Origin of the sequence: Streptomyces sp. RP5T (genome assembly GCF_003933965.1) — a bacterium.
GTDB lineage: Bacteria > Actinomycetota > Actinomycetes > Streptomycetales > Streptomycetaceae > Streptomyces.
In genome coordinates, this window is sequence record NZ_RSAJ01000465.1 from 1 (window position 1) to 6,597 (window position 6,597).

At 69.7% G+C, this 6,597-nt stretch carries 3 protein-coding genes; 1 reads left to right on the forward strand and 2 read right to left on the reverse strand.

The window, feature by feature from the left end:
- The first annotated feature begins 15 nt into the window (after positions 1-15).
- Positions 16-1,233, forward strand: a complete 1,218-nt coding sequence (locus EHS43_RS33515) for a toll/interleukin-1 receptor domain-containing protein (RefSeq protein WP_125194419.1) — start codon at positions 16-18, stop codon at positions 1,231-1,233.
- Between the two features lie 62 nt (positions 1,234-1,295).
- Here the strand turns inward: EHS43_RS33515 and fxsT are convergent, their stop codons facing one another.
- Positions 1,296-5,291: an FxSxx-COOH system tetratricopeptide repeat protein gene (fxsT, locus tag EHS43_RS33520; protein ID WP_125194420.1), complete on the reverse strand. Its 3,996-nt coding sequence runs from the start codon at positions 5,289-5,291 to the stop codon at positions 1,296-1,298.
- A complete protein-coding gene (gene fsxC, locus EHS43_RS33525) occupies positions 5,288-6,463 on the reverse strand; it encodes an FxsC protein (RefSeq protein WP_185806526.1) in 1,176 nt (391 codons plus the stop codon). Before fsxC ends, fxsT begins: the two co-directional genes overlap by 4 nt.
- Between the last annotated feature and the right edge of the window lie 134 nt (positions 6,464-6,597).

Sequence of the window (6,597 nt, forward strand, 5' to 3'; positions counted from 1 at the left end):
CTCACAAGGAGTCCCATGCCCGGCCCCCACGTCTTCCTCAGTCGCAGCGAGCCCCTGGGCTGTCCCTGCAACTGCTGGCCGGCCCGCCGTGCCATGGAGGAACTGCTGCACCAGGAGGGCTGCGAGCCGGTCGTCGTGGACCGGGAGTCCCTGGTGCCGGGACAGGACTGGATGGCGGCCATCTCCGACGGCATGGGCAGCGCCCACGGCATGCTCCTGATCGTGTCGAGCCACGCCCTGCGGTCCGAGCACGTGCAGAACGAACTGGCCATGGCGGAACTCCGCAACCGGCACGACGGCTTCCCGGTGATCCTGCTGATGCTGCCCGAAGTCACCCTGGACGCACTGGAGAGGAGCGGCCTCGGCTCGCTCAGTCCGCACCGGCGGCAGATGGTGGAGTGGCCGGGCAAGGACGACATCGAGGCCGTGCGGCATGACATACGCCCCCAACTGGACCTGATGCGCGCCGAGTCGGGCGGGGCCAAGGTCCATCACCGGGTGGTCCACCATCTGCGGGAGGTGGATGCGGAGAGCCTGGGCCGGGCCGGTGCGACCCTGGGGGTACCGCTGGAGACCCTGTCCCCGCTGATGCGGCACCGGCTCGCCTCGGGCCTGCTGACGGAACGCCCGAGCGAGGCCGTCTCCGACCCGCTGCGCGCGGCCCTCACCGAACTGCTGCCGCTGCCCGGCCCGGACGCCTCACGGGAGCTCGTGCAGCTGAGCGTGACGCATGCCCGGGTGCCGGTGGACGAGGCGGCGCGGATGCGCGGGGTGCTGGACGCGGGCTCCCCCAGGGTCGCGGTGCTGCCCGCCCTCTCCACGGACACGGCCCGCCGCTACATCCACCGGGCCAGCGAACAGCCGCTGCCCTGGGACCACTTCGTCGTCCCGCTCACGGCGGGCACCGGCGTGCTGACCGACCTGGTCGAACGCATCGGTGAGGAACTCCTGGAGGAGTTCGACATCCACGACGAGGAGACCCTGCGCGAGCACGAGCACGACTTCGGCCCGGTGGTCGTGATCGTCCCCCATCCCCCGGACACCGACCTGGTCAGAGCACTCGACACGGCGTATCCGGAGGGCCTGCTGTTCCTCTTCGTGGTCGACGGCACCCTCCTCGGCACGACGGGCACCCACACCTGCCTGGAGGGGCTGCCGACCTGGCGCGAGGAGGAGATGAACCGGACGGTCCGCCGGTTCGTACGGCGGTACGGCACGACGTCGACCCACTGACACGACCGCCCCCGGGTGTGACTCCGGGGGCGGTCGGGTGGTGCGGGTGCGTGGTGGCCGGGTCAGGTGGGGGGCATTTCCAGGTCGAAGTCGATGCGCTTGCGGTCGCGCATCACGCGGACCGTGGGATGGTCGGGCCCGAACTCCCGCTCCGCGGCGGCCATCGCCGCGTGCAGGATCTGCTGGGCGTCGTCATCGCCCAGCAGGCAGCGGTCCAGGGCGACGTTGTACTCCGCGCACAGCACCCGCGGGTGGTGGTTGCGGTAGAGCTCCCGATAGGCCTCGCGGGCGACCTCGTCCTCGGCCAGGGCCTCGGCGTGCCGGTTCAGCGCGGACAGAACACCGGCTCGGTTGGCGCGGCATGCCACGGTGCCGGGGTGAGTGGGGCCCAGTCGTGCGACAAGGAGCGGAAGCGTCTCGTCGGCGAGTTCCATCGCCTGCTCGGTCTCTCCCCGGTTCCTGAGAATGGCTACCAGGTTGGTCGCCGCCGCCAGGGTGAAAGGATGCTCGGCTCCGAGTCGTTCGCGGTAGCGGGCGAAGTTCTGCTTCCCGAGATACACAGCCTCCGTCGCCCGGGTCGGATCCGACAGCGACAGGGCGAGCAGATCGCAGGCGAGGTTGGCCGTGCACGACATGGTGTCGGGGTGGTTCTCGCCGTAGCGCTGCCGGTACACGTTCAGGGTGGACCGCGTCAGCGCCTCCGCCTCGGCGTAGTTGCCGAGGCGGCGCTGGGTCACCGCGAGCGACGCGTCGGTGCGCAGCACGTCGTCGGAGACCTCACTGAGAAGTCCGACGAAGCGCTTGCGGATCTCGAAGAGCAGATCGCGGGAGCCCTGGTAGTCGCCGGTGTCGCGCCGGTCCAGCGCCACGCCGTTGGCCACGATCCAGGTGAGGCGGTGTTGCAGGCCCAGGGACTGCCGGCACCTCTGGTACGCCTCCGTCGCCCGGTCCAGGGCGTCACCGGGGCTGCCCGCGAGACGGAGCGAGACGCTGAGGCTGTTCGCCGACCGGAGGGTCTCCTCGTGGTCCACGCCGAAGTGCGGGCTGTTCACATAGAGGTCGTACGTCCTGCGATCCTCGTCGTACGCCTCCTGGTAGCGGCCGAGGCCACGCAGGTCGGCGCCGTAGTTGCGGGCCGTCACCAGGGTGTAGCCGTCGTCCTCGCCCAGTTGCTCGCGCTGCCGCTGGAGCGTGTCGGCGTCCAGCGCGTGCGCCTCGTGGTAGCGCCCCAGGGAGCGCAGCGGGTTGGCGACCTGGGCGGCCAGTCGCAGCCGGAGGTGGTGGTCCGCGCCCAGGGACTCGGTCCAGACGTCGAGTGCCTTCTGACCGAGCACGGCGGCGGCCCGGTGGTCGCCGATACGCCACTGGTTGCGGACCTGGCGGATGACCCACTCGCAGACCCTGGCATCGGTGTTGAAGAGCGCTTCGGAAGGCTCCAGATGGGGCAGCAGTTCCGCGAACCGCTGCCGGACGGTCGCGCTGTCCTCGGGAAAGGCCGCCGAGGGCAGGGCTCCCGCCAGCACCAGTTGGGCCTGGCGCTGGGTCCGTTCACGGCGTTCGCGATCCTCTCCCAGCCATTCGCGCACCGCGGCCTGGACCAGCCGGTGCACCTGGATGGAGCCGCTCTGCTGGTCCACGGTGGCCAGCGAGTACCGCCCGAGGTCACGGATCAGGTACCCCATCACCATGGGGTCGAGCACCGACTCGTCCCCGGTCTCCTCGGCGAGGCGGTTGCGCATGGCATCGATGTAGAGGAGGGAGTGCGCGATCGGCTCGGGGGACAAGAAGGCGCAGAGCTCGAGGAGCCTGACCGCCGCGGGCCGTTCGCTGCCGAGCCGGTCCACGGTCAGGCGCCAGACCGCCAGGAGGGACTCCTGCTGGCTGTACCCGGACCCGCCGGCCCCGCTGAGCACGGAGCTGACCCGGCTGTTGACCTGTTCGAGGTAGGTGTCCAGGGGCATGGCCGTCTGCCGCAGCCAGGCCGCCGCGAGTTCCATCGCCATCGGGAAGTCCCCGAGCGTGTCGGCGATCCGGTCGGCGTCCTCCACCGAGAGGCCGTCCACCCTGCGGCGCAGCAGGGCGATGCTCTCGGACCTGTTGAAGGACTCGACCTCCATGGCGTTGTCGTTCTCCTCGTGCGGAGAACGCCGGGCGGTGAGGATGACGTGTCCTGGCCCCTCGGCTGGAAGGTACCGCTCCACCGTCGTGTCTCCCTCGTCCCTGTTCCCGGGCGCGCTGTCCGCGTCCGGGTTCTCGGTGAGGTTGTCGAAGACCAACAACCAGCGTCCATGATCGCCGTTCTTCAGCGCCGTCATGGTCGCCTGTGCGCGTTCGTCGACCGTGTCGCCCGGAATTCCCAGCTCAAGGCCGAGGTCCGCGAGGAGCTGCGGGATCCGGTTGGGCTGTTCCGCCGGGATCCAGTGGACCAGGTCGTACTGGGAACCGTAACGGTGGACGTACTCCTGCGCGATCTGAGTCTTGCCGATCCCGCCGAGGCCGTAGAGAAAGACTTTGCCCACGGGCGTGTCCGGGCGCAGCGACTCGGCGCTCAGGTCGGTCCGCAGGCGGTCCAGGTGGACGTCCCGGCCGGTGAAGGAGTTGTTGCGGCGGGGCACGTTGAAAATCCTGGGGGCCAGGCCCGGATAGGCGATGGTCCCGGTGAGGGCGGTGGAGGCCAGCCCTTCGAGTTCGAGCAGGGCGAAGACCTTGCCGAGAACCTGTTCCGCCGACGCGTCCACCAGAGTGAATCCGGGAAGTCCGCGCAGCAGTTGCTCCGGTTGGTGCTCCCGGGTGCGCAGGCCGAGGATCCGGGGCCCTTCCGGCGCGGACACCAGGGCGCGCACCTCGTCGGCAACCGGCGTGGTGGCGAAGTCGGGTGAGAGCAGTGCGATGACCACGTCCGCGCCGTCCTCGGGTCCGCCGGACAGCTGCACGGACGGGCTGCTGCCGCGCAGCGCCACGGCGATCCCCGCGGCCTGGAGCTGGGCCTCGAGCCACTCGGCCCAGGCGCCGTCCCGCAGCGCGTAGTCGATCCGCACCCGGGGCACCAGGCGGCCGCCGGGCACCGGGACCCGCTGGAAACGGGCGAGCAGTTGCCTGCGCACCGGTTCGTCGACCGGCCGCAGGGTCGTGACCTGCCCGTCCGTGATCACCGAGGTGAGCCGTTCGTACGCGCCCAGCAGGGAAGCGGGCTGGCGGGGTGTGTCCGCGACGGTCGCCAGCACCTCCTCGTAGGCGTAGAACGGCTTGTAGGGAATCTCCACCGACCCCCAGTAGCCGTCCGGATCGGCCGCGCGGGGCGTGTCCTTCAGGAACTCCTGGAAGCGCTGACGCGCATGGCCCCGGCTGATGGCCAGCTTCTCCTGCTCGGCGTCCTCCACCCGCATGGGCACGGGGAAGATCCTCACGTGCGGGGCGGCCCGCCGTACGTCGGCGGCCACACTGGCGCTGCCGTCCACCGACTGGGTGTTCAGGGTGAAGCAGTTGACCAGGATGTCCGGCATGATCACGGTGGTGATGCCCGAGGTGTCGCTCCAGCCCGTACGGCTGTCGATCAGGGCGTAGTCGTAGTTGCCGCGCATGTCCTCGCGCAGCGCGTGCAGGAAGGCGGCGCCGTCGCGCTGTTCATAGAAGCCCTGCCAGTCGTAGGTGTTGATCTTCTCGCTGTACTCGGGGGTCTTGCGCCCCGGGGAGACGAACAGGACGTAGCCGCCGCTGTCGAAGTTCCATGTGAGCGCGGACGCGAAGCGCTCCACCCGAGCCTGCCGGCTGTAGTCGCCGCCCGCCGGCCGGGGGCGGGCCAGGTCGAACTCCCGGATCAGGTCGATGACGCCAGGGGTGGAGTGGAGTTCCGGGTCGCCGAGGAAGGGGGCGAAGTAGCGGTGCAGGCCCGGTGCCTCCAGGTCCCAGTCCATGGCCAGGACGCGTTTCCCGTTGCTGGCGAGGATCCAGGCCACGTTCGCCAGGGCCATCGTGCGGCCGGTGCCACCCTTGAAGGAGTAGAACGTGACGACCTTGCCGGACTCGCGGGTGCCGGCGTCACCCGGGTCGAACGTCATGACGAGTACCTTCCGAGCAGGGGAAACGTATGAAGACCGTCGGCCGGCGTCGCCGGTGACCGGACGGCTTCCATGGACTTGAGCGCCTCGTTCTGGAGGCGGATGAGCACCTTGCGCAAGGAGGAGGTGAAACTCTCCGCGTCCGGCAGCCCCCAGCGTTCGTACTCGCTGTGCCGTCCGCGCATCAGGGGCAGCGTGCGGTTCAGGAGTTCGTCGAGGGTGACGGTCTGTTCGGCCGACTCGGTGTCGTCGCGGGCGCGCGGTTCAAGTGCCGTGGTCGCCTCGGGGTTCCGTTCGTCGACGGCAGCAAGCAGTCGGTGTTTCTCGCGCCGCATCGCCACCCACGCGTCCACGAGAAGCACGACGAGTTGCTCGGGGTCTTCCTCCCGGCTGATCCGGTCGACGGTCTCCTCGTCCAGAGGCAGCACGGTCGCGGTGAAGTCCAGTGCGGTCGCGGTGTTCTTCACCAGGGAGATCAGGGCCTCGTGCTCCCCAGGCGCGTACGGCGACCAGTCCAGGGCCGTTTTGCCGTAGTACTGGTGGGAGCGCCGTTCGTCGGGCACGTCCTTCCGAGCGCTGGACGCCACGACGAAACTGACCGCCTGGCTGCCTGCGGGCGAGGGCGCGCCGAGGGGGGAGTGGCTGCCGGTCGCGTCGAATCCGTGCACTTCGGGCAGTGCCTCCGCGGCCGCGACGATACGGTCGGCGACGGCCTTCACCACCTCTTCGTAGGCAGCCCGGTAGCGCGCCTTCAGCCGCAGCAGGTGCAGGAGGCCGTCATGCCGGTAGGCCTCCGACCGCACGCCCAGGGGCGGATAGGGGATCACGGAGTCCAGCGAGTGCGCGAAGTCGGGCTCCCACATGACCGGGACGATCGCGTTGGCACTACGGCCGGTCCGGGAGCGCTGCATGTTGAGCCGCCGCTGGAAGTAGGACAGTTCGGCCCGGCAGTAGGACTGGCTGAAGTAGCGCGGCGAGTGCAGGACGACCAGCACCGTGGAGCGGCCGAGCAGATCCACCGAGACGTCCGGCGACTGCGGTGTGCCGCGGACCCCCACGGTCTCCGGAGAACGCCCGGTGCGCTCAGCGACGACCCGGCAGAGGTCGTGAAAGAACGACGCCACCCACTCCTCGTCGACGGTGCGCACGTGACTCAGATAGAAGTGGCTCACGGTGACTCCAGTTGCTTGGCACGGCCAGCCACACCAAATCGGCTTGATATTCGAATACGGGAATGTGAACAAAGGGATTTTGCGCACAATAAGCCGTCTCGCCGTAGGCCCAACGCCGCACAGCCCGTCCCGCC